Source organism: Legionella moravica DSM 19234 (genome assembly GCF_000423305.1).
Taxonomy (GTDB): Bacteria; Pseudomonadota; Gammaproteobacteria; order Legionellales; family Legionellaceae; genus Legionella; species Legionella moravica.
Window position 1 is genome coordinate 1 of record NZ_AUHS01000028.1, and the last position, 22,291, is coordinate 22,291.

The window sequence follows — 22,291 nt, forward strand, 5'->3', positions numbered from 1 at the left end:
TGATACTTTCATTTAAATACTCCTGCGTTATTCAATGGCAGCAAGTATCTGAAATTAGCTTTTGATTTAAAAGATGGGGTTAATTAACCGCTTACATTGGATTGACCATTCTAGGATTTGTTTCAGAAAAATATCAAATGCCTAACAAACAAATATCTATGGAAGATTATATAAAAGAAATTGAGAAAGAAAACGAAGCATTACCTCAGATGACGGATAGCGAAACTGAGTTTTTCAAAATGAAATTTTCGAATCATACATTGAGCTACCAATATAGACTCGTAAATAAGCGTGCATTTGAAATCAACGAATCAATGCATACTTACCTAAAAAATCAATTATTGTCCAAAATATGTAACTCAACGGCTCCTGAACCAACGCTTGCTAGGGGATTCAACTTATCGTTTGAATATTTTGACAAAAATATGAAACATATCACTACCATTCTAGTAAAACCTTCTGATTGTAAATTAACTGAATAAACTGGCTTTTTTAATTTTGATTGTTATTGGAACATTGCACGATTAAGAGCATACTAATGGAACTTTTTAAACCTGTTATATCTGATGAAAAACAACATAAAATATTTAAGACATTAATGCAAAGTGAAAATAAACCTGAGAGGGTAGTTCTTCTTAATTGGGCGAATGGCTTTAAAGACCGCGACAATAAATTTATCCAAGAATTTCAATCAACATTTGAATCTTCAATGTGGGAGTTGTATATCTATGCAGTATTAAAAGAAATAGGTATAGCTGTGGATATGGATAATCAGTCACCTGATTTTTTTTGTTCTAATAATGAACACAAATTTTGTATTGAAGCTACTATTGCAGCCCCTGAGAAAGATGGTATTCCTCCCTATGGTGATGGGTTGCCTGTGATAATGCCAAATGGTCTGGATGAGTTTAACCGTGATGCAATAGTAAGAATTTGCAATAGTATTTCTTCAAAGCACACTAAATATGACGACACATACTCAAAATTGAATCATATTTCTAATAAGCCATTTGTATTAGCATTAGCCCCTTTTAATCAACCTGGCTCACATTTCTCGACAAATGTTCCGATATTAGCAGCACTTTACGGCGTTTATAATTGTGAATCATTATCAACCATTTTTAATGTAGATAATCCAATATGTATAAAGATAAATGCCATAAAAAAAAGAAACGGAGTAGTTATACCTCTAGGCTATTTTGAGTCTAGAGAATACGATGAGATAAGTGCAATATTGTATAATCCACTAACTACATGGGGGAAAATTAGAGCGCTTGCCAATAATAAAGATAAGCAACTTCAATTTGAGACTATGCACCATCCTGGAAATGGTGGCGTGAAGCCTGTACAGAAAACTTTAGCAAATGAAAATTATTCCGAACATGTACTTGACGGACTGTATATTTTTCATAACCCTCATGCTAAACATCCCCTGCCATTAGAAATTTTTAAAAACAAGCATGTGGCGCAATATTATTGGGATAATAGTGGATTTAAGGCGGACATACCTGAAAATTTTTTACTATCGAGATGGGTCAACAATTGTTCCTTATATAAATAACAGTCTAATAAACTACCACTAGTCACTATACACTCATTCTCATGTTATCAGCTACAGTGGACGAATAACACCGACCAAAATTAACCACTTCCTCCCGCCTCTGAGTTCGTAATATACTTACTATGGGGAGCCAAGCCCAGCTTGGCTTCTGGTAAAATTCAAATTTCTTCACAGGTTCTCTGGGTACACTTCGGGGTACACTTTTAACATAAACGCGAACAGACATCTTAGTTTTTTCTAGCTAAAGTCAGTCCATCACCAACCGGTAACATACTAATAGTTACCCGCTCATCCATTAAAATTTTTGCATTCAACTCGCGGATAATGACAGTATCGCTATCTTGGATTGCGGGATCTGCAACCTGACCTCCCCACAAAACATTATCAATAGCGATTAATCCCCCTCTGCGTAATAAGGCCAGTGATCTTTCATAGTAGGACATATAATTGCGTTTATCTGCATCAATAAAAGCAAAATCAAAGGTATTTTCCTCACCATCTACTAGTAACTTATCTAATGTTTCCAGTGCAGGGGCTAATTTTAAATCTAACTTATGAGAAACCTTAGCCTCTTTCCAAAAATACTGAGCCATATTAGTCCATTCTACATTAGTATCACAGGCAATGACCTTACCATCATCTGGTAATGATAATGCTACTGCGAGTGCGCTGTATCCTGTAAAAGTCCCAATATCTAGCGTTTTTTTTGCACCTAGGATTTCTATTAATAAGCGCATAAACTGCCCTTGCTCGGGGGATATCTGCATTCTTTCTTGAAATATTTTATGTGTCTCGTCCCGCAATTTTTTTAATATTTCTGGTTCTCGAAGCGAGTTATTTTTCAAATAGGAATACACCTTTGGTGTTAGGTTAATTGTGGAATCAGACATGTTATACACTCCTTATTACTTTAAAAAATTTAATTGTAAAGTTAATAGTTCGACACCAATAATAGTCAAACAAAAAGTACCCATAAGAAGAAAAACTCCTCTTTTGGCAGAGATTCGATATTTCGTCGGTAGTTTATGCCCATATCTTCCCGACCAAGTTAACATGATGGGATATAGACCAAATAAAATGGTTGATATGAGGCCAGCAAACCCGAGGGCTATAATAAATAATCGATTAAAGGTAGCCGCAATAATCAGCGGGGGTAAAAAAGTCAACACCAGCAGTTTCATTTTTCCCTCACATTTTTTTGAGTTACGCAAACCATCAGCAAGAAAAGCATAGAGCCCTAAAGAAGTGCCCACGAATGAACTTAGGATGGCGAATAAAACAAATAGCTGGATTAATAGTGCAATCGATGGCGAAAGCGCCTGTGAAGAAAGCGTGTTGGTCAGATGTTTAACCGGTTTGGCTTGCTCTAATATCCATTGAAGACCATTATCCCCAAAAACCGGAATAACGCCCATTACGACCGTTACCCAAATAATGTAAACCATTAAAGCAATGAAGCTGCCAACGACGATAGCGATTTTAATTTTTTTAATATCATCGTCAAGATACGTTCTTAAGCTTGGGATGACAATTAAAAATCCAAATGAGGTAAAAACAATAGGGAGCGCCATCAAAGGGATGCTTTCTGTGGTATTTAACAAAATATCAGCATCAATATGCGGAACAATCAAAAAAACCAGGGTGAAAAATGCAAGAAGCATGAGCATAACAATGAAACGATTAAAACGAGAAATGCTCCCCATACCGAAATAGATGGGTAGGCCGACTGCAATAACAGAAAACAGGGATAAGTAAGCTGATGGAATAAAAATGGAGTTTTTTTCTAAAAAACCACCGATAATTTCTGTCATTCCAGAAATATAGACGCACATAATGGTATACAGAAAGCAAAGGCAAATGATCCAGGTAATCCATTTAAAACGGGATCCCATTAATTGCTTTGACATGGAAATCAGATTCGTCCGTGCAGGAAGATAACAATTAGCCTCTAAAAAAGTCAATGCTATTAGGGTAGTTAATAACCAAACAGCCACAACTAAGCCGATTGCTGAGAAATAGCCATAGACACCAACTACTGCTGGCAGCATCACCATTCCTCCGCCAATAGTGGTTCCTGTTACCCAAAAGATAGATGAAATTAATTTTCTCATAAAAAATTTACCTCATCTTGCGCAGAAGGTATCTTATTTGAAAAAAACTCCAACTCTAAGTCGGGCATAAACCCAAGAAAAAATGAGTATTGTTCATGTGCTTTTAATTCTTCTTCATGGTCACCTTCTCGCCAAGTAACTGGATGTATAAAAACCGACAAACCTTGGCGATTACACATTAGCCAGCCAATAGGGATTCCAATCTTTGATAAAATGCTTGGGTCACTTGTTTCAAATTTAACTTCCCAACCGCCCAAGACATGCGGACCATTCTCATAGGGAGCATATAAACGTGTGCTCGTAGGTCTTAGATTTTCATTCAAAAGAAAAACCATAAACTTATCAAAAATCTGTAACGCCAAGGCTTCATTTTCATTGGAAAAATCCATGTGAATGTGGAAGCCATTGCTAATAATTAGAGAAGGATCTTTAAAGGATTGATGTTCTTTATTTAAGGCTCCGGCAGTTAACTCTTCCTTTTCTCTTGCTGACATAATACGAGCTGTTCTCGTATCGATGATCTGATTGTGCTCGTCTTTGGGAGGATTAAAGAAGAAGTCCTGGTTTTGGGGAACTCTGTGACTAAACCATAATGCATTTGCTTGATTTTCATGACCTTCAGCCCTTAAGGCCATTTCTTCTGAAAGGGAAGGATCATGCATCAGCGGATGGATATAAGCACTTAATCTGAAACGATTAATGGCCATATATGAGATAGCCAGACCCATTTTTTCCAAAATATTATACTTGGCAGACTCTACCCGTAATTCCCACATATAATCCAGGTGCGGTCCATAACCAGGCGTTAAGACATCATCATTGTCAATTGGGATATGGTTTTCTTTTAAAAAGGTCGCAGCATTTTTTTGTAATGCTAATGCGTTGATAAAATCATCGAAAGGCAGTTCCTGATGTACATGAAACCCCCATATTTTTTTATAAGGATTTTGCCATTCTATTTTGCTAAGACTAGACATAATTTTTTTCCTTCTCGTTCTCTTTAAAATACTCACGAACTTTGGGAATAGATTCCTTTGCTTGGTTTAACATCATTAAGATTTCCGGCGAAATGCCAAAGGAGGTGTCCAGTTCATCATATAATTCAATGACCCATTTTTTGATCATATGTTGAATTCTAAATTCCCAACCAATTTTAGGCAGTTCCATACCATGTTCATATCCAGCACTCATGTAATGCTCGACCACTTCATCTATAGCCTCATCACGAGTCATGGTATTAAGCGGTGCTCTTTCGGGATTAAAAGGATGCGGAAAAGCCTCTTCATCAAACAAAATTTTCCGTGCTACATAATCAGCGATTAAGGGAGAGTCATGCACACCATCACGAAAAGTCCCGCTCACAATCCATAGGTCTTTTATGGATGTCTCACCTAATAAAGGAAAGGTGTCCATTGGGACAGGGCGATTTCCCGTATTCATTTTAATAATTTCAGCTTTAAATAAATTTTGATCAAATTGGTGCATGCCCCAATGCATGAGATAGCTTGCATCCCCCAATTTTGCATGGCCTTGAGGACTCAAGCGGACACTATTAGAAGCCCCTAAATAAACTTGCTCTATGCTGCTATCAAAGGGAATAAAATGTGCGCCACAGGCACCTGCTCGGTTTGGCGTTCTTATGACATGCTTGAGTGAAGGATTTGAATATTTTAACAATAAAGAGCAGCCTACACCGGCTAGCATAGGCGGTATATGCTTTGATAATTGTGGATATTGATTAATTAGTTCTTGTGTGTAGGCACCAGCCGCAAGTATAAGCTTGTTGGTCTTATAAATATCGCCTGAGCTTGTTTTTACAGTATGTATGTGATTTTGATGCGATAAGGAGGTCACGGCAGCATCAATGCAGGTAAATAATTTTTGCCTAACAGCAAAGCTATCCAAAGCATTTAATAGGTGGGAGGAATTAATAAAGCCTTCATCCGGTAGAAATAGGCTTTGCAAGGGGCGATGAGTATCTATAGGCTGAATGCCTGGTATGGTATCTGGCGACCTAATTTCATAGTTACCTTTATAATGATTAAGAGCATGGGTAATCGCGTTGAAATTTCTTGTTTCACGCTTTCCAGCTTGAGAATTTAAAATAACATGGGTACCTGAATGAATTTTAAGATGCTGTGAAGCGGGTAAAATGTTATTTATTTTATTGAGCCATTCTGGCCATAATGATAAAGATTTAATGGCCATCTCTAATTTTATCAATGCGGGTTTGGATTTAAAAGTTGACTCAGTTACTTCTCCAAAGCAACCAAGCATAGCACCTGAGGCTGGCGTTGCACCATTTAATCGATTTGAAGGCGCAATGACAGCCACTTTAAGGGTAGGATCGTACAAGGTTAATGACAAAGCTGTCGACATGCCAATAATTCCATTCCCTACAATAATAACATCGTATGTTTTGATCATTGTTCACCTATTTTTTATGGATCTGTCGTTATAGACGCCAAGTTGTATGCAAATCATACTTTACAGCGCTTGCATGTATATGTAAAATTTATATTGTCTATATTTATCATAGGTAATATTTATGCTTCCATCAGCAGCCGAGCTAGAATACTTTCTTGAAGTTTCCAGTACCTTAAATTTATCGCGTGCCTCTGAGAGACTTGGGATTAGCCAACCATCACTTAGTTTGGCCATAAAACGTTTAGAACAATCTGTGGGAACAGAACTTTTTATCCGACATAAGCATGGGGTAACACTAACCCAAGCAGGGAAACAGTTATTATTACAAGCAAGGCAATTGTTACAGCACTGGGATGACACAAAATCAAAAGCACTATCTTCTCATCAAAAAGTACAGGGTTATTTTACCTTAGGCTGCCACTCAACGATTGCCATTTACATGGTGTCGGGATTTTTGGCTGATTTACTGGAGGAGTATTCAAAATTAGAAATACATTTAAAACACGATATTTCACGGAAAATAACGGAACAAGTGATCAATTTGTCCATTGATATTGGTATCGTGGTCAATCCATTCAAACATCCTGATCTTATTATTCGCAAGATCTGTGAGGATGAAGTCACCTTTTGGGTAGGTGAAGGAACACGAGAAATTCAAGATATCCACTCGGAGAAAGCAATCATATTATGCGAGCCCCTGCTCACCCAAACACAAACATTATTAAAGAAGGCAAAAAAATCAGGCATTCCAACGGATCGTGTTATGACTATGAATAGCCTGGAAGTAGTAGCGAATTTAACAGCCAATGGCTGCGGCATCGGCATACTCCCAACTCGGGTCGCAAAGTCAATGTATCCCGATAAACTCAAGCGCATCCCTAACGCACCGGTATATTCTGACGAAATCTGTTTAATTTATCGCAATGAGAATAGAAATATACAAGCTATTCAAACCATTGGCTCCGTTGTTAAGGATTTCTTTAAGCCTGATGGCATGGCTAACTCTGACAATTAGCCCCATCCAGAATATTATAAATTTTACCTATGATAAGAATAGTTATTATATATTTTACATATTAATTGCTCACTGGTACATTCTCTAATGTTTCAATATGTACTTTAATGAGGATATAAGAATGAAAATTAATCTAAAAGCAGCAGTTTTTCTATTGGCTATAGCAATGGGGCAAAACACAATGGCAGCAGGGTCTTATTCAGACTCCCTCAGTCTTGATTCACAAAGAAGACAGGTAATTACTGAGTATATACTTGATTTAGGAAAAGCCGATCCACACGGCATTACAGCACTTTTTGTAGAAGGTGGAACTGTTATTTCTACCTCAAAAGGTGAAGTAGGAGCAAATGATTTCTTCCATGCATTTCTTCCTAATATAGAATCTGCTGACACGGAGGTCCATCAAACATTTTTGAGCAAAGGAGATGGTAACCATTATGCAGCCAGGTTTCACTTTAATTTTAAATTAAAAGATGGCGAGATAGGTGATGGTGAATACGTTGATGAATTTATATTTGAAAATAATTCGGCAAAATTAATCAGCGTTTATATGTTTGAAAACCTTAAATTTAAATCACCCAGCTAGTCGTATCATAATGAAGGGTATCATTCTAGAACCAATTGCTTCTGAGCATGCGCAAACGCGTGTTGATACCCGACGCTCCCGTGTTCCAAAATAAAAACCTGCACCCTCCTAGATTAGTTATTCATCATAAGTGAAATCCTGTTTTGCAAGGTGCAATGTTTCCCTTATTTTATTCTTAAGTTTTTTGATACTTGCTGTTGAATAGCCATGTTTTAAGGTATTTTTATTATCTTTTTGTCCACCACTACCCTTAGATCCTCCATGAATACGACAACGCTGCTTGCCTTTGACAGCAGGAGCAAGGCAAGGATTGCCGTTATTGCGCTTGGTTTTTGCTCCACAACGTGGAGCCTTATTGAACGCATAGTTAAAATTCTCGGTGCAAGAGGTCGTTTTCATTTTTTATCCTTACCACCCATGCTGCCTTGGATATTACCAACTATAGCTTGGCCTCCTTGGTGAACATCTACTCTTTCCACTATTATTTTTTGACCACCAACCCCCTGTAGTTTTGCAAGAATATTTGTTTGTTGAACAAAACAATTCGCCAATTTTACTATTGCATTGGTGCACTCCAACAGCCTCACTTCCTCTAACATAAAGGGGGCAGATCTTGCCGTTTGCCTTTACCATGAGCTAGAAATCACAAAAATCAGAAACTTAACACGATATGAATAGCAAGCGGCACGGGGCCGCGTCTTGACATTTGCTCTTTCAGAAATAAGCAAAAGTCAAGACGCGACCCCATTCGTGCACATTCGTGCATTCGCAAGCTTTTTACCCTCAAATGCGGGTATAATTGATTTTACCCGCACTTGGGGGTATAGTTAACATTATTGGCAATTGGGGGTAAAAATAGGGAATTTATGATTATCCGATCAGCAAAAGATTTAGCATTATATTTAAATGACAAGCGCAAGCAACTCAGAATGAGTCAATCTGAAGTCGCAGATTTAGTAGGATTAAAACAGGACACTATATCAAAGTTTGAAAATAGCCCTGACAATAGTCGAATTGATACTTTATTTAGAATATTGTCCGCCCTAAATTTAAACATTAGTCTTGTTGAAAAAAATCAAGAAACTCATGAAGAGATAGAATGGTAATGCGTAAATTATACATATTGATGAACAATGAGCTTGTGGGAGAGCTTACACAGGACAATGCAGGTGGCTTAAGTTTTTCCTATGTTGCGGACTGGATTTCCAAGCCACATTCGCGACCAGTATCTTTATCGTTGCCGTTAGTAAATCAAAAATTTTCAGGAGAAGTTGTTTATAACTTTTTTGATAATTTACTTCCCGATAATCCACAGATAAGAGCCAGAATTCAAGCTCGATTTCAGGCAAAATCATCGCGACCGTTTGATTTATTGGCGTTAATTGGTAGTGATTGTGTTGGTGCAATACAAATTGTTGAACGTATTCCTCAGGCACAGCGTCTAAGCATTGAAAGTCGCGTTGTCAGTGAGGCCGAGATCGCTCGTACTTTGCGTTCTTATCAAATCTCGCCTCTGGGAATGGATAAAGAGGAGGATGAGTTTAGAATCTCAATAGCCGGTGCTCAGGAAAAAACAGCTTTTCTATATTACCAAAATGAATGGCATAAACCATTTGGACCTACACCAACAACTCACATATTCAAATTACCTATTGGATATTTACCACATCAAGGAATTGATTTAAGTGAGAGTTGTGAAAATGAACATCTCTGTTTACTACTAGCCAGCAAATTTGGTTTAGATGTTGCAGAATCTAAAATCTTACAATTCGAAGATGAAAAGGTACTGGTTGTCGAAAGATTTGATAGAAAATGGAGTCGCGATCATCAGTATATTCTCAGATTGCCACAGGAAGATCTATGCCAGTCATTGGGATACTCACCCAATTTAAAATATCAGTCTGATGGTGGGCCAGGTATTAAAGAAATTATGCAGTTACTTAATGGCTCGCAACAGCCTCAAAAAGACAGAGATGATTTTTTCAGGGCTCAGGTCGTTAACTGGTGCCTTGGTGCTATTGATGCGCATGCCAAGAATTTCAGTATAAGTATACAACCCCAAGGTAGTTATAAGCTCACTCCACTATACGACATGATATCAGCCTACCCCCTAATTGAACAAAAACAGCTACAGTTTAAAAAATTGAAAATGGCAATGGCTTTATATGGTAAAAATAGTCATTATAAGATTGACGGAATTCAAAAAAGACACTTTATTGAAACAGCAAAATACGTTCAATACTCTAAAATAAAAGCTGTTAAGATTTTTGAACAGGTGATTGATCGTATTGATTCTGCTATCGATGAAGTCTCAACACAATTACCAAACCACTTCCCAGAAAAGATTGCAGATCCAATCTTCAAAGGGATGAGAGCCTTTAAGGAACGAATGATATCCACATAATAACTAAATGTTCCTTAATCAAATAAATCGTCATGAAATTTGATTCTATTTTTCACATGCTACTCCCTGTTGTGCAGCATTGGGAGAAGATCTTGCTTTTTGCTTTTAATTTTATGCAAGTTACTGATTAAGGGGCTATAGATTAGCGATATTTTTATGAGTAGAACTGAAATATATAATGGAAGGATTATTCGATCTAATCCATTGGTCTTACATATAGGCGGATTCTCTTCTAATGGAGTTATTGAAATTCATACTAATAATTTTGTTGACGTTTCTCAACCAGACAGTTTGCAAGCTAGGATATTTAATGGTGAAGATGATGCAGATATATTTTATATTGAAGGTGCAATACAATTAATTGATCAGGGATTAGCCTGACCTAGACCATTAACTGGTTATGAATATCCCAGTTAGCCTGTTTGCTTCGCTGCTTACAGCAAGCTGTATTCCACTCTTTAGTGAATTTCTTTATACTTGTGCCACAAATTAATATTGTAGGAAAAAATATGAACATAAATACTGAATCAGCACCAACTGTTGAGGAATACTCTCAGGCTATGAATCTTATTGGGTCAAGTTTATTTTCATCCTTAGTTCAAAGTATGGAAAAATTACAGCCTCATTTTCGCAATCAAAAAATGGTTTCTAATGCCCTATCTTCTTTTATAGTTAATGTAATCTATAAACAATCTTCAGGAAATACTGAAAAAACACATCAAATGTTGGATGAAATCCTGAAACTGGTAAAAATTCAATTGGATAGTATTCCTTGAAATGGATTTGTATATCCGTAAGTAGCCTGTTTGCTTGCAAACAGGGCTTCATTCGCAAAACTCACCTTGCAATGACTTGCCGCCCCAATTGTTCGGTAACATTTCTTGTCTGGCATAATTCTGAAAACTTGAATAAGGCCTGTCGATAACCTTTTGTACTAGACCATGCTTAACTGGATTAAAATGAATATAATCTATATGAGTAGACAAATCTGACTCATCACGTACCCGATGTTCCCAAAATCGTCTCTGCCACAAATTATACTCATCTCGGGCATTTTTTAATAATGGAATACCCAATAATTGGATCTCTTGAGAGTAATATGTTTTTAATTGACGCACTCGAGTCGAATAAACCAAGTCATCCTCCGGAAGTTCCCGCGGCTGTCCCATTAAAAATGTGACGTCTTTCCGAGCGTAGCGAGGAATCTCCTGCAAATTGGCACAATCTGAATTAATGCATTAATTATCATTACCTTTTAAACTCTCTGTTTTTACAAGGAATTTAATGATGTCATCAGAAGATGTACCTGGATTTTTATATCATTTCGACACGCTCGAAGATCCAAGAATTGATAGAAAGAAATTGTATCCTTTAACGGAACTATTATTTGTTGTTATCTGCGCTAACCTATGTGGAGCTCAGAGTTGGCGTGATTTTGTAACATTCGGAGAAGAACAATTAGATTATTTACGCCGATTTTTACCTTTTGAGAATGGCATTCCATCTAAAAATACATATGCTCGTGTATTTTCGATTTTAAATCTGGATGAATTTAAGAAGTGCTTTATTTCTTGGATTCAATCATTCCAACAAGCATTGGGTAATTTGATAGCCATTGATGGCAAAACATTAAAGAAATTTAAAGATATGAGCATTAGGCGCCTGCAGAAAAAGGCTGGCTGGGGAGACTCAACTCTTGATATGATTTTAATGGCCGCATTGTAATGGGATCGTCAACCTTGCAGGAGATTCCTCGCTACGCTCGGAAAGACGTCATATTTTTAATGGGACAGCCATGCGGAAGTTCTATAATCATATGCAAGTGATCAGGTAATACTACTATTGATTTGATACTTAACGGATTATTCTTTTTCGCACAGCGAATAGACCGTCCTAATAATCGGATGTATTTTACTAATAAATCTGATTTTCTATTTTTTAACGTTAGTGTAAAAAATAAGTATCGCCTCGAGTTTAATCTCGTCTGTAATTGACCATGTAATTCTTCCTTTGCGTCTTGCTGAGGCGAACAGAACATGTATGTATTGGAATCGGTAGACTTCAATAGACAAAATCCTGGTTTACACTATCTCTTAAGTTATTTTTAGCAATATTGGTCAAACAATCAGTTTAAGATCTAAGTAACCTGAACCCTGTATATGTAGCGATAGTTGAGTGAGAACAGTATGAATTATGAACGTCAGTTAAATAAAGTAATCGATTTTATCGGTGAGCATCTTGACGACAAACTCACTTTAAATCAACTGAGTGATATTGCATGCTTTTCAAAATATCATTTTCATCGCTTATTTACGGCTTTTACTGGCTTATCTTTGCAACAATATATTCGTTGGCTTCGCCTAAAAAGAGCGGCTCATCAATTAATTGTTAATAAAGATACGTCCATTATTGAAATCGCAATCAACTCGGGGTTTGAATCTCATGAATCATTTACACGAGCCTTTAAAAAAGCGTGCAATCTAAACCCCAGTGAATTTAGAGCACAATCAAGCTGGCAAGTCTGGGAGCAACCGCCGTATTGTTTGCCTAAACAAGGTGACATGACCATGAATGTAACGATTAAAAATATAAAAACAAGACGGTTAGCAGTTTTAGAACACCGAGGAGATCCTCGAACAATGGGAGATAGCGTTAGTCGATTAATTAGCTGGGCTAAAGCTCAAACTATTAGCCTGAAACCTAAAGCGGGAGAAGCCTTTGGATTTGGATATGATGATCCTCAAAGGACCCCACCAAATGAATTTCGTTTTGATCTTGGTATTACGGTACCAGAGCAATTGAAACTGGAAGGTGAAGTAATTGAAAAACGATTACCCGCTGGCCGTTACGCAGTAGCCATTCATCAAGGTTCACGCAATAACCTGAGTGACACGGTGTATGAATTATACCGTAATTGGCTACCAACATCAGGTGAGGAACTGGGGGATTTGCCTTGCATTTTTTGTTATTATAATTTTGAACATGAGGTTGCTGAAACAGAATTACTCACTGAGTGTTGGTTATTTTTAAAATAATCAACAGATCCATAATTCCCCCTGTGTATTAATAAAAAAAGTGCTCACAAAATTTTGCTAAAGTACAAAATAACAGCAAAAATTAGATCAAATATACACAATCTGTGATATAGTGCGCCATTATTTTCCCGTGGTTGGTTTAATGATGAAAACATTTCATGAGGCAGTTCGGTTAGGATCTTTGGATGACGTCAAACAATGGATTGATAATGGAGCTGATATTGACTGCACTGATATTAACGGCAATACACCGCTGATGCTCGCTGTTGTACGGCAACGCCCGTTGATTGTTCGTTATTTGCTGTCTCAAAACCCTGACCTGTTTAAAGCCAATAATAACGAGCAAACGCCAATAACAGCAGCACAGGGAAAGAACGAAAACATTATTCGTATGTTGGTCATTCAGCATGCAAAGGTTGAACATTTAGCTCAAATTAATTCCTATGATACAACAGAGCTTATCATCAATAAGCTCATTACTACATTGTTGTACAAAAGCAAACGTCATGGTTGGGATGATCAGTATTGCATTAACCTAAGATATTACATCAATTCCCTGGACTCTTCGTTTGAGGAGAAAGATGAAAAAGCATATGAATCGTACCTCCTCCATCAAGAAACAACTCAACATGATTTTTTTGGTTCCTGGTTGTCAGATGATTCGGATTCGGAAGAAGAACAAGCGTTTCTTGCCCAACCAGAAGAAGACCGTGAGGCTATTCTCTCTGAAGCCAAAACTTCTCAGTCCCATGCTCAGCGAAATAATCTTTTTTATAGAAAAAAAAACAAAGACTATCAACGTGGCGATTTTAAGAAAATTAATGACGCCTCCAGCGTATTTAAACTGCAGGATCGTATGCAAATTCATCATCCTAAGTCAGAGGATATGGATGCTGTAACGCGAGATCTGGAGAGACTTAACGCATATATTGGGCTTGGATATTCTATTGAAGAAGCCCAAAAAAGAGTAGTAACCCAATTCAAAATTGCGCAATATCGAGGCGTGACCTATTTAACATCAAGATGGAATAAACCAGCACGTGAAGGCCATCGTAAAGCGGATGAGTTAGGACAGCCGCAATACAGTGCCTCTGTCTATAAAGCTGCTGGAATTGATATTTTTAAAGATTATGCGGATGGACGGCAGCGTCTTAAAGATCCAAAAACCAGAAGAAAAGTAACCTTGATAGCTAATACACTTCGTGAATTATTATTGACTTTTCGTGAACCTCGTCCCCTTGCCTGGAAGGGCTACAGCTACTCAACCTACGCTTATTTTTTACAAAATCTCTATACTCAAGCCTATGATGCATTTCATCGATACATATCGCAAGATCCCATGCTCAGTAAGATGCTCATTAATGATGCTAACCCTTTTCTTTCTACTGGCGGCACTCCGTATCATGCCGATAAATATGCCTATGGCATCAAACCCTATAAGGGTCATAAAGATGAGCGGCTCAGACCTCGGTGGAATAAAACAGGCCGGGCAGAGCGCCCATATTCAGGAGCGGTTTATGTCTCCTTGCATCCGCTCACCGATTTTGATGTAGATGGCCCTTTACATATTCCAACATTGACATGGGATGCTGAAATCAGACTGAGTAGTGAACTCAACATTGTCCCTGAAAAGGAGTCCTGTTTTCCTTCCTTTTTGCCTGGACAAAGAGTCATCTACAAACACATTGCAAAATATCCTTCTTTTGTTGGACCCTACAAACAGATTTATCTTGCCAAATACGGTATAGACGAGGTGTTTTATAATACGTTACAGGAGATGTTGGAGCATGCTGCGCCACATACAAAAGAAATGGTGGCTTTTAAACAGATTTTAGGTGAGTGGTTGTGTGGGTTTCACGAAGTACGATTGATTGAAATAGCCCGTAAGAAAGCCGAAGAAGATGGGTATGTTTTGATTTATAAAGGCATAGGAAAAACCTTTTCGCTGACTCCGCCTATTGATTCACCTCGTTGTAATACAAGTACTAATACTGAAGAAGTTAAATCACCAATCAATCAGATGGTAAAATTTCGTAGAACGTTGGCGCGTGGAGTTGGGGATAAAATCGTTCGCTTGACCAACCCAAGAGATTACTCCCAATTGCTTGGTAAAATAGATGAATCATTACTGTCTGAACATGGTTTAGCTGGCGTAGATGACAAAAAAAATCCGGCGCTCACCTTGCCCATGGCGTTTGCACTTAATGCTTTGAAACACAAACGCTACTTTGCTTTAAGATATATGTTGCGTACACCATATTTTATAAATTGCTTTAATGATCCTTTCCATCGGGTCAATACTGACAGGCTTTTAGGCGCATCCTTGCTTCATTTAGCGGTGGTGAATGAAGATCGAGTAGCATTAGGGCTCTTATTAAGCTGTAAGGCATTGCAAATTAGTCGTTGTGATCAGTCAATCAGTCACTCGCTCCAGGGAAGAACATTTTACGAAAAAATCTCACCACTTGCTTTAGCCATTATTTCTAATCAACAGGACATCTTTCGAATGATGCTCAGCAGTAAGCGATTCAATATAAAAGAGGAAGTGGGTTGTGTGAGCACCAAGGATGTTGATAATTGCGAAGTCCAGGCCTGTTCTGATGATAGCGATCACGATACACGGGACAGAGAATTTGTACCCTCAGCACAAGATAGGCTGACCAGAGAACCTGAAGTTAATTTGGTGCAATTAGCTATCGAACACGCGACACCTAAAGTGGTTGTGATGCTGTTGCTTGCTAACGCGCCCTCCCGAGTCAGAGGCGCAAGTCAACGACATGCGCTGAGTAATGCCAGGCGCGAGCAACTCAGATGGTTTTTTACACCAACACCAAAGGCGGAGGATGATTTGATAAAAGATCATCTTTCAGGAGTTTTTGATGGCTTGCTAAGCCTTGCCAGATAACTAATAATAAACGATGAAAATGAGTTCATGGATTGAATAATGAAATGAAAAAAAAATTCCTGAAAAGAATAACCACCTTTTTATGCTCAGGGCTTTTATTGAGTCAGATGCCAACCAGCAACGCGTGCACACGTGCAGTGTATTTAGGTTCTGATAATCTGGTTATTACTGGTCGCTCTATGGATTGGAAGGAAAACATGCAGTCCAGTATCTGGGTATTTCCAAGAGGGATGAAACGTAATGGATTGGCAGGCCCCGAATCACCACAATGGACATCAAAATACGGATCAGTGGTTATCTCTATATATAACTTTGCAACGGCCGATGGAATGAATGAGCGTGGCTTGGTCACCAACATGCTTTATTTGGCAGAGTCAGATTATGGCAGTGCCAAAGAAGGGCATCCTCCTTTATCGGTGAGTATATGGGGGCAATATGTTCTGGATAATTTTGCAACAGTTAATGAAGCTGTAGAGGCCATGTCTAAAAAGCCCTTTCAGATTATCGCGCCCCATTTACCGGATGGAACAGCAAGCACAGTCCACTTATCATTATCCGATTCTAATGGTGACTCCGCTATTTTTGAATACATTAATGGCGAGTTGGTGATTCATCATGGCCGTCAATATCAGGTGATGACTAATTCCCCCATTTACAGCAAACAATTGGCAATTAACGAATACTGGCAGAACATTAACGGTTCTGTATTTTTACCGGGAACCATCAGTGCTGCGGATAGATTTGCCAGAGCCTCATATTTGATTCAGTCCATTCCAAAACAAGTGGATAAAAATTACATTCAAAATGTACCCGAACAGGCTTATACCTATCAGGCTATTGCTGGAGTATTGGGGGTTATACGCTCTGTTTCTGTTCCTTTGGGCATCTCGGATGCGGCAAAACCTAACCTTGCATCAACTGTTTGGCGCACCATCTCTGATCAGAAAAATCGTGTTTATTATTTTGACTCATCAACCTATCCCAACATTTTTTGGGTGAATCTGAAAAAAATTAATTTTGCTCCCGGCGCTCCAGTGCTAAGTCTTTTAGTTGATAGAGGTACTTTTTATGCGGGAGAAGTATCAAAACTGTTAAAACCGACGAAACCTTTTGAATTTTTGCCCGCACAATAAGTAAAGGGATCCGATCTTGCCTTTTGCCTGTACCATGGGCTAGAAATCATACAAATCAGAAATTTGTCATGATATGATAATAGCAAAAGACAAGATTTGACCCTTCTGTGTAGGAATCAAGGACAGTTTCACTAATAGAACTGCAGTCATCCAGCGTAACAGCCGCTCTTTCATTTTCCATAATGTATCCTGTTTCAAAAAGAAGTTAGATATTAAATATAGGTTAACGTATAATCCGCGAGCTCAATTGAGACAACTGTATTTTTTAGGGAAATGGCCCTGAACAAGTATCCCCTGTCATCTATAGATAGTGAGTCATAAATACATATGAAATAATTTAGATTTGGAACAATTTTATGCAATCTACAACAGCTATTAAAGAAGCACTTGAACAAAAGAAAATGCAACAAAACGAAGCATTAATCAAAGAATCCATTCTAAATGAAATGCTGCACAACGTGTCGGAAAATACGCTTCTTTCTCCAGAATTAAAGTCAGCCTTGATTTTGGAAATAATTAAATTAAATCTGGATACTTATCTCAACATACAACTTTCTTTGGACAATAAAATCAACCCTGAAGTTGATAAGATACACGTCAATCAATCGAATCAGGCAACTACAACAACCACCGGCAGTGAAGCACCGGCAAGACCAGTAAAGGAAACCCATTCCAATCCAGTAGTTACCAGTGATTTAGTTCACATTGACACACCTCAAAAACCCCGTTCCCGTAGTCAAAATAGGAAAATTTCACTAAATTTAGAAGAAAGAAAGGCAAGGTCCAAAGCCTCTAAAGAGGGCGACGTGGCAAAAAGCAAAAGCTCTCCAAAAGATAAAAGCTCTCCCAGAGATATAATAATCCAGGCAGGCACAAAATCATCAGATTCTCTTCATGATACTGCTCATTCCTCAACTCCTTCGCCACGCAGAAATTCAAGCAGTCCAAGATGGTTTCTTGCCGGGAGCGAAAGCAGTGAATCTCCCAGAAAAAGAAGATCATTTACCAGTCCACATAGTGGAAAAAAGGAATCACCAAGAGAACAAGCATTCACTGATTTGCTACCAGTAAATAAGGAAACCCTGCATCAGTACCTCAATAGATTAAAACCCTATTTAAAAATGAAAGACACCGATATTGTTGTATTGACTGATGAAGACAGACCAAATATCCACTTGGTAGTGACCCCTCACCGAATAATGAAAACGGATACATTAACTCAAACCAAAACAGTCATTCTTGTCGATAAGCAAAAAATTGAAGGAGAAGGGGCTAATCGAGTAATCAGGGGATATGATTTAATAAACAAACAGTACCTGGCTATAAAAATACTCAATAAAAGCGTCACTAAAGAAGTACGTGACATAGAGATCGAGAATCTTAAAAAAAGAGGGTGGTTTTATGCGCGTTATCAAATCAACAGTAACGAGCAAGCGTTGATCATGAAACAAATACCAGGGGATACTTTGTTGCAAGTCCTTTATGTTACTGATGAAACGGTTTCCAAGCATGATATCTATGCCAACTACTGTCCTCATAAAAAAAGCATTGATTTTGAGCTGCAATTGAAAATTATCATCAGTTTAATGAAAGAAGTATTAAAACTTCAGGAACAGTATGGATTATTGCATCGAGATTTAAAGCCAGAAAACATTAAAGTATATTATGCAAATGAGACTCTTAAAGTGCGTATCATTGATTTTGGCGACGCCGTTCCTGTCGACTCAGAAATAAAAGAGCTCTGTGGGACCGATGGTTACACCGATCCGGAAATATATAGTCTGGAACATCAAGAACCATACCACAAAGAACATGATTATTTTTCTTTAGGTGTTATTATTGCTGAAATTCTTACCTCAAGAAATTATCAAAAGGCCATTCGCGAGCAAAAAGCGCTGGTTGCTCATGAACTATTTACTACACGAATATCTCCCAGCCTGATCCAGCAAGCTATGGATGATGTATTTAAACCTGAAACAGTAGAAGATCACTATGATAGTGTCTCTGATCAACAAAAAAATTTACAGCACTTTATGCTTGTGGAACTGAAAAAATTAGCAAAAAAAATGATCATGACGCGGCTGCGCCATTCTTCTTTGGATGAGGAAATCCATCGTATAGAAACTATAGAAAAACACGTTCATAAGTTTTCCAAAAAAGTGGAACATTTTTGGGATGCAAAGGACGAGCTGCAAGCTTCATTAAATAAAATGAATAGAAACTTCAGTGCGGGTTTTTTCTTACCTCAAAAAGAGTTTCAGATTAATTCAGCCCAAGATGCAACCGAGTGCTTTAAAGAAATGCATCAGTCAATAGCTGAAGACGATTTCACTTTATATATTTAAGGCGATTACAAGCCGGTGCTGAGGCGGCTTGCTGAAATCAGTTATCTTAATGAATTCAGCAGATATCGCACGTGTCTTGAATGCTTCATTCAAGACACGTGCTGAACCTTTTTAGAGACCAGGAGCTGGTGTCTCATCACGTTCAGTAGAAGCTACTGCAGCATGTAATCCAGTCGAGGCTCCTCGAGTTGTCATTACAAGCAACGATAGGGGCAATACGACTAAATCAAGAACCGCCTGACACAAGTCGTTAAATATATATTTTGCGACATTAAAAAAATAAGATGCGTTATGCTCATCCCCAACTAATTCATGGATTCCAGAAAGAACAGCGCCACCAATAATAATCGCGCCAATTACCGCAGGCATGGTTATGAGCACCGCAGGATCTAAAATTGCCAATCCAATCAATGCTACTGGTAAAAATGTATGGCGTGCGCAAAAAACAAACTCTTCTTTAGACTCATAAGGCTGAAAGAACATCTGATCTACTGTACGACGTTTACGTGGAATAACAATATCGCTATTTAAACGATTTTGAATTACGTGATCTGAACCTGTTAGAAAACTTATTGATAATTTGCCAGCCATAAATATCCTCTAGTCTTGTGTAATAAAAAAGCGCTCAAGTATACGTCGAGGCAAAAAAAAGAGCAATGTGAAAGTAATTTGGTTGGCTGGGTTTAATCCACTGACAAACGGAAAACAACTCCTTACTTAGGTATTTTACCAAGCAAAAAACCGGATCATGGCGTCCATGCAAAAACTGGCTGCAAAAACTGTCTTTTGCTCACATCTTTGCCCATGCCCAACGGCTGTGCCCGAGGAATCAAGAGAATAGGAGTGGTAGCCTGTTTGCTCGCAAACAGGATCATGGTTTCTCAAGTGTCTAAATCGAAGCTTATAGTTGGTGCATCAAATCCTGGTTGCGAGCAACCAGGCTAACTGCATTTCTAAGCGACCCAATATTTTATCCAAAATCCACTTTAGAATGGGATGGAGAAATTATTGATTTAAATACTTTTCTTTTGCTGCAAATCAGGATAATGTGCTCTTTTATTAACAATACAAACAAGGATGAACACTATGACGTACAATCAAACTCTTTTTAATGAATGCATGGAGGCAAACAGAGGTCGAGCTCCGGGCTACAGCATGATTTGCTTAGGAGAAGACACCTTACTGCTATTCATTGATATGTTTAAATATCTCGCCGCAGTAGCAGTTATTATGATCATCGTTCACGATATTTACAAAAATGTGCATCTCAAGCAAAACCCAGAAGCAGAGTATAATCGATTAAATACTTTAGACTAATCACCACTGAAGCAAGAAGTTATTACTTTGAAATCGGATTCAGCTTTATTGATGCTATTCCTGAATAAAACTATGTCTATAACACATTGCTTTTATCAGGAATAGATGCCACTACAGAAGACATTGAACCCGTGCTCAACCGCTACTTTTCATTTTCAGGACCGTCATTAAGTACCTGATATCGTCAACAGAGCAGAGCTTAGCTATTTTAAAATCCAAAAATTCCACACTAACGTTTCTGGGGACTTGAAGAAAGCGATGCCTCATCTGCGGCAGTTAAATCGGATTTTGAATTCTTTGCAGCGTCCAACTGACCCTTCATCAATTTTGTATAGAAACCAGTATTGGAGCTTTTTACTAAAGGATGTTCCTCATCCACCCCTCTCGATTGCTTCTCACTTAATCCAGTTAAAGTGCTCACTGGCTGTGCATGAAAAATACAACCGCCGTTTGGATTTTTATCATATCCTGTCCACTGCATTTGGGTAGGGGGTATCAGATATTCAAGCTCCTCTGGCTTTCTGGAAATACTTGATATGTATTTCCCGATAACATTGGAATAAACAATCCCGGTAATTACGCCCGAGTTGATACCTTCTTCTATCATTGCCCTCATAAATTCCGATTCGATTTTCTCATGTGATGTACTGATAAACCCCATCTCCTGAGTAACAAGACCACCTTGTTCCACGGCTTTAATTCGTTCTTCAATGTACTCTTCACTGAATTTGTCTTCTACCCTAAAGGTATGTACTGGATGGGTTTCCGAAATCTGATTGAGGCCACTGCTGACAAAAGCAATATGGCATAATGTTTCGCCCAGTTGCCGGGAGTCAAGAGAAGATACTTTCTCAGTCGAACCTCTTAATAAACTGTTACACAGAACATAAAATCCACCTGAATAAATATTGATAGCGCTCTTTTCTGACCAATTTAATTGTTCCAATGCCTTTGGTTTTGATGATGCCTTTTCTCGCTCTTTATAATCATTTTCAGTAGGAATACCATCCAGATCGGGCAATCGGGGAAGTTCCATTGATAATCCACTATTAATGAACTTTTCATAATGTGCCGCGTCCTCTTTACTCAAGGCTACATGATTCATATTAGCGAAACGTATTATTTCACTCATATCAAAGATCTCATTTTGATACCTTGCATACAAAATTTCATCTTTTATTTCAAAGGTAACAGGCTCCTTGTTGTTTCCAACCTGGTAATCAAGAAATGCTGAAATCAAGTGCTCAAAAGCATAGGTATATGGGTTTTTATTCAATGGACCATATTCAATATGCTCCTGCACAAGACCCACTTTTGTTAATTTTTTGATTAGTTCAGGATTCTGCTGGACAAAATCTTCTGTTAAACTCATTTTCAGAACCGCATACAGCCTATATGCTTAATTATAGTCCAAAAATACGGTAAACTATTCTCAGGCATTTCGATGTAATC

23 protein-coding genes are annotated in these 22,291 nt (G+C 38.1%); 14 read left to right on the plus strand and 9 right to left on the minus strand.

All coding sequences use genetic code 11. From position 1 onward, the window contains the following. The first annotated feature begins 137 nt into the window (after positions 1-137). Together G543_RS0107825 and G543_RS0107830 are read left to right on the plus strand one after the other, a co-directional pair. Positions 138-482: a hypothetical protein gene (locus G543_RS0107825; protein WP_028384032.1), complete on the plus strand. Its 345-nt coding sequence runs from the start codon at positions 138-140 to the stop codon at positions 480-482. A 56-nt stretch (positions 483-538) separates the two neighbouring features. Then, the gene (locus tag G543_RS0107830; protein WP_028384033.1) at positions 539-1,561 is read left to right on the plus strand and encodes a hypothetical protein; all 1,023 of its coding nucleotides are present in this window, start codon (positions 539-541) and stop codon (positions 1,559-1,561) included. A 227-nt stretch (positions 1,562-1,788) separates the two neighbouring features. On the opposite strand, the gene G543_RS0107835 is transcribed toward G543_RS0107830, so the two are convergent. The 4 genes from G543_RS0107835 to G543_RS0107850 are packed head-to-tail and all read right to left on the minus strand — an operon-like array spanning position 1,789 to position 6,099. Then, a complete protein-coding gene (locus tag G543_RS0107835) occupies positions 1,789-2,451 on the minus strand; it encodes a class I SAM-dependent methyltransferase (RefSeq protein ID WP_028384034.1) in 663 nt (220 codons plus the stop codon). Positions 2,452-2,466: 15 nt separating this feature from the next. Continuing rightward, positions 2,467-3,672 (minus strand): amino acid permease, encoded by a 1,206-nt coding sequence (locus G543_RS0107840; protein ID WP_028384035.1) that lies wholly within the window; start codon positions 3,670-3,672, stop codon positions 2,467-2,469. Next, positions 3,669-4,649: a DOPA 4,5-dioxygenase family protein gene (locus G543_RS17430; RefSeq protein ID WP_035921760.1), complete on the minus strand. Its 981-nt coding sequence runs from the start codon at positions 4,647-4,649 to the stop codon at positions 3,669-3,671. Before G543_RS17430 ends, G543_RS0107840 begins: the two co-directional genes overlap by 4 nt. Next, a complete protein-coding gene (locus G543_RS0107850) occupies positions 4,642-6,099 on the minus strand; it encodes an FAD-dependent oxidoreductase (RefSeq protein WP_028384036.1) in 1,458 nt (485 codons plus the stop codon). Before G543_RS0107850 ends, G543_RS17430 begins: the two co-directional genes overlap by 8 nt. A gap of 121 nt (positions 6,100-6,220) precedes the next feature. Between G543_RS0107850 and G543_RS17435 the strand changes: the two genes are divergently transcribed. Together G543_RS17435 and G543_RS0107860 are read left to right on the plus strand one after the other, a co-directional pair. Beyond that, positions 6,221-7,114, plus strand: a complete 894-nt coding sequence (locus G543_RS17435; protein ID WP_051190644.1) for a LysR family transcriptional regulator — start codon at positions 6,221-6,223, stop codon at positions 7,112-7,114. A 121-nt stretch (positions 7,115-7,235) separates the two neighbouring features. After that, positions 7,236-7,700: a hypothetical protein gene (locus G543_RS0107860; RefSeq protein WP_028384037.1), complete on the plus strand. Its 465-nt coding sequence runs from the start codon at positions 7,236-7,238 to the stop codon at positions 7,698-7,700. Positions 7,701-7,817: 117 nt separating this feature from the next. On the opposite strand, the gene G543_RS0107865 is transcribed toward G543_RS0107860, so the two are convergent. Continuing rightward, positions 7,818-8,099 (minus strand): HGGxSTG domain-containing protein, encoded by a 282-nt coding sequence (locus tag G543_RS0107865; protein ID WP_028384038.1) that lies wholly within the window; start codon positions 8,097-8,099, stop codon positions 7,818-7,820. Next, positions 8,096-8,299 carry a hypothetical protein gene (locus G543_RS0107870; RefSeq protein ID WP_028384039.1) on the minus strand — a complete coding sequence of 68 codons (204 nt, stop codon included), beginning with the start codon at positions 8,297-8,299 and terminating at the stop codon, positions 8,096-8,098. Before G543_RS0107870 ends, G543_RS0107865 begins: the two co-directional genes overlap by 4 nt. Positions 8,300-8,566: 267 nt before the next feature. Between G543_RS0107870 and G543_RS0107875 the strand changes: the two genes are divergently transcribed. From G543_RS0107875 to G543_RS0107890, 4 genes are all read left to right on the plus strand, one after another. Continuing rightward, positions 8,567-8,806, plus strand: a complete 240-nt coding sequence (locus G543_RS0107875; RefSeq protein WP_028384040.1) for a helix-turn-helix domain-containing protein — start codon at positions 8,567-8,569, stop codon at positions 8,804-8,806. A 17-nt stretch (positions 8,807-8,823) separates the two neighbouring features. After that, positions 8,824-10,104: a type II toxin-antitoxin system HipA family toxin gene (locus G543_RS0107880; RefSeq protein ID WP_274519398.1), complete on the plus strand. Its 1,281-nt coding sequence runs from the start codon at positions 8,824-8,826 to the stop codon at positions 10,102-10,104. A gap of 156 nt (positions 10,105-10,260) precedes the next feature. Beyond that, positions 10,261-10,485, plus strand: a complete 225-nt coding sequence (locus G543_RS0107885; RefSeq protein WP_028384042.1) for a hypothetical protein — start codon at positions 10,261-10,263, stop codon at positions 10,483-10,485. A gap of 128 nt (positions 10,486-10,613) precedes the next feature. Next, on the plus strand, positions 10,614-10,880 hold the full coding sequence (locus tag G543_RS0107890) for a hypothetical protein (protein WP_028384043.1): 267 nt from the start codon (positions 10,614-10,616) through the stop codon (positions 10,878-10,880). Between the two features lie 48 nt (positions 10,881-10,928). Here the strand turns inward: G543_RS0107890 and G543_RS17440 are convergent, their stop codons facing one another. Further along, the gene (locus G543_RS17440; RefSeq protein ID WP_035921766.1) at positions 10,929-11,273 is read right to left on the minus strand and encodes an REP-associated tyrosine transposase; all 345 of its coding nucleotides are present in this window, start codon (positions 11,271-11,273) and stop codon (positions 10,929-10,931) included. A gap of 115 nt (positions 11,274-11,388) precedes the next feature. On the opposite strand from G543_RS17440, the gene G543_RS0107900 reads away from it, so the two are divergent. The 5 genes from G543_RS0107900 (at position 11,389) to G543_RS0107925 (ending at position 19,522) form a co-directional block, all read left to right on the plus strand. Continuing rightward, positions 11,389-11,829, plus strand: coding sequence for an ISAs1 family transposase (locus tag G543_RS0107900; protein WP_081675650.1), 441 nt, complete (start codon positions 11,389-11,391; stop codon positions 11,827-11,829). A 461-nt stretch (positions 11,830-12,290) separates the two neighbouring features. Continuing rightward, the gene (locus G543_RS0107905; RefSeq protein WP_028384045.1) at positions 12,291-13,139 is read left to right on the plus strand and encodes an AraC family transcriptional regulator; all 849 of its coding nucleotides are present in this window, start codon (positions 12,291-12,293) and stop codon (positions 13,137-13,139) included. Positions 13,140-13,281: 142 nt separating this feature from the next. Further along, on the plus strand, positions 13,282-16,044 hold the full coding sequence (locus tag G543_RS18380; RefSeq protein ID WP_058388975.1) for an ankyrin repeat domain-containing protein: 2,763 nt from the start codon (positions 13,282-13,284) through the stop codon (positions 16,042-16,044). A 44-nt stretch (positions 16,045-16,088) separates the two neighbouring features. Continuing rightward, a complete protein-coding gene (locus G543_RS0107915; RefSeq protein ID WP_028384047.1) occupies positions 16,089-17,177 on the plus strand; it encodes a linear amide C-N hydrolase in 1,089 nt (362 codons plus the stop codon). Between the two features lie 356 nt (positions 17,178-17,533). After that, positions 17,534-19,522, plus strand: coding sequence for a protein kinase domain-containing protein (locus G543_RS0107925; RefSeq protein ID WP_028384048.1), 1,989 nt, complete (start codon positions 17,534-17,536; stop codon positions 19,520-19,522). Between the two features lie 111 nt (positions 19,523-19,633). Here G543_RS0107925 and G543_RS0107930 read toward each other — a convergent pair whose 3' ends face one another. Then, positions 19,634-20,113 carry a hypothetical protein gene (locus G543_RS0107930; RefSeq protein WP_028384049.1) on the minus strand — a complete coding sequence of 160 codons (480 nt, stop codon included), beginning with the start codon at positions 20,111-20,113 and terminating at the stop codon, positions 19,634-19,636. Between the two features lie 495 nt (positions 20,114-20,608). Between G543_RS0107930 and G543_RS0107940 the strand changes: the two genes are divergently transcribed. After that, positions 20,609-20,839: a hypothetical protein gene (locus G543_RS0107940; RefSeq protein ID WP_028384050.1), complete on the plus strand. Its 231-nt coding sequence runs from the start codon at positions 20,609-20,611 to the stop codon at positions 20,837-20,839. Positions 20,840-21,068: 229 nt separating this feature from the next. Here the strand turns inward: G543_RS0107940 and G543_RS0107945 are convergent, their stop codons facing one another. Then, a complete protein-coding gene (locus tag G543_RS0107945) occupies positions 21,069-22,211 on the minus strand; it encodes an ADP-ribosyltransferase (RefSeq protein WP_028384051.1) in 1,143 nt (380 codons plus the stop codon). Positions 22,212-22,291 lie beyond the last annotated feature (80 nt).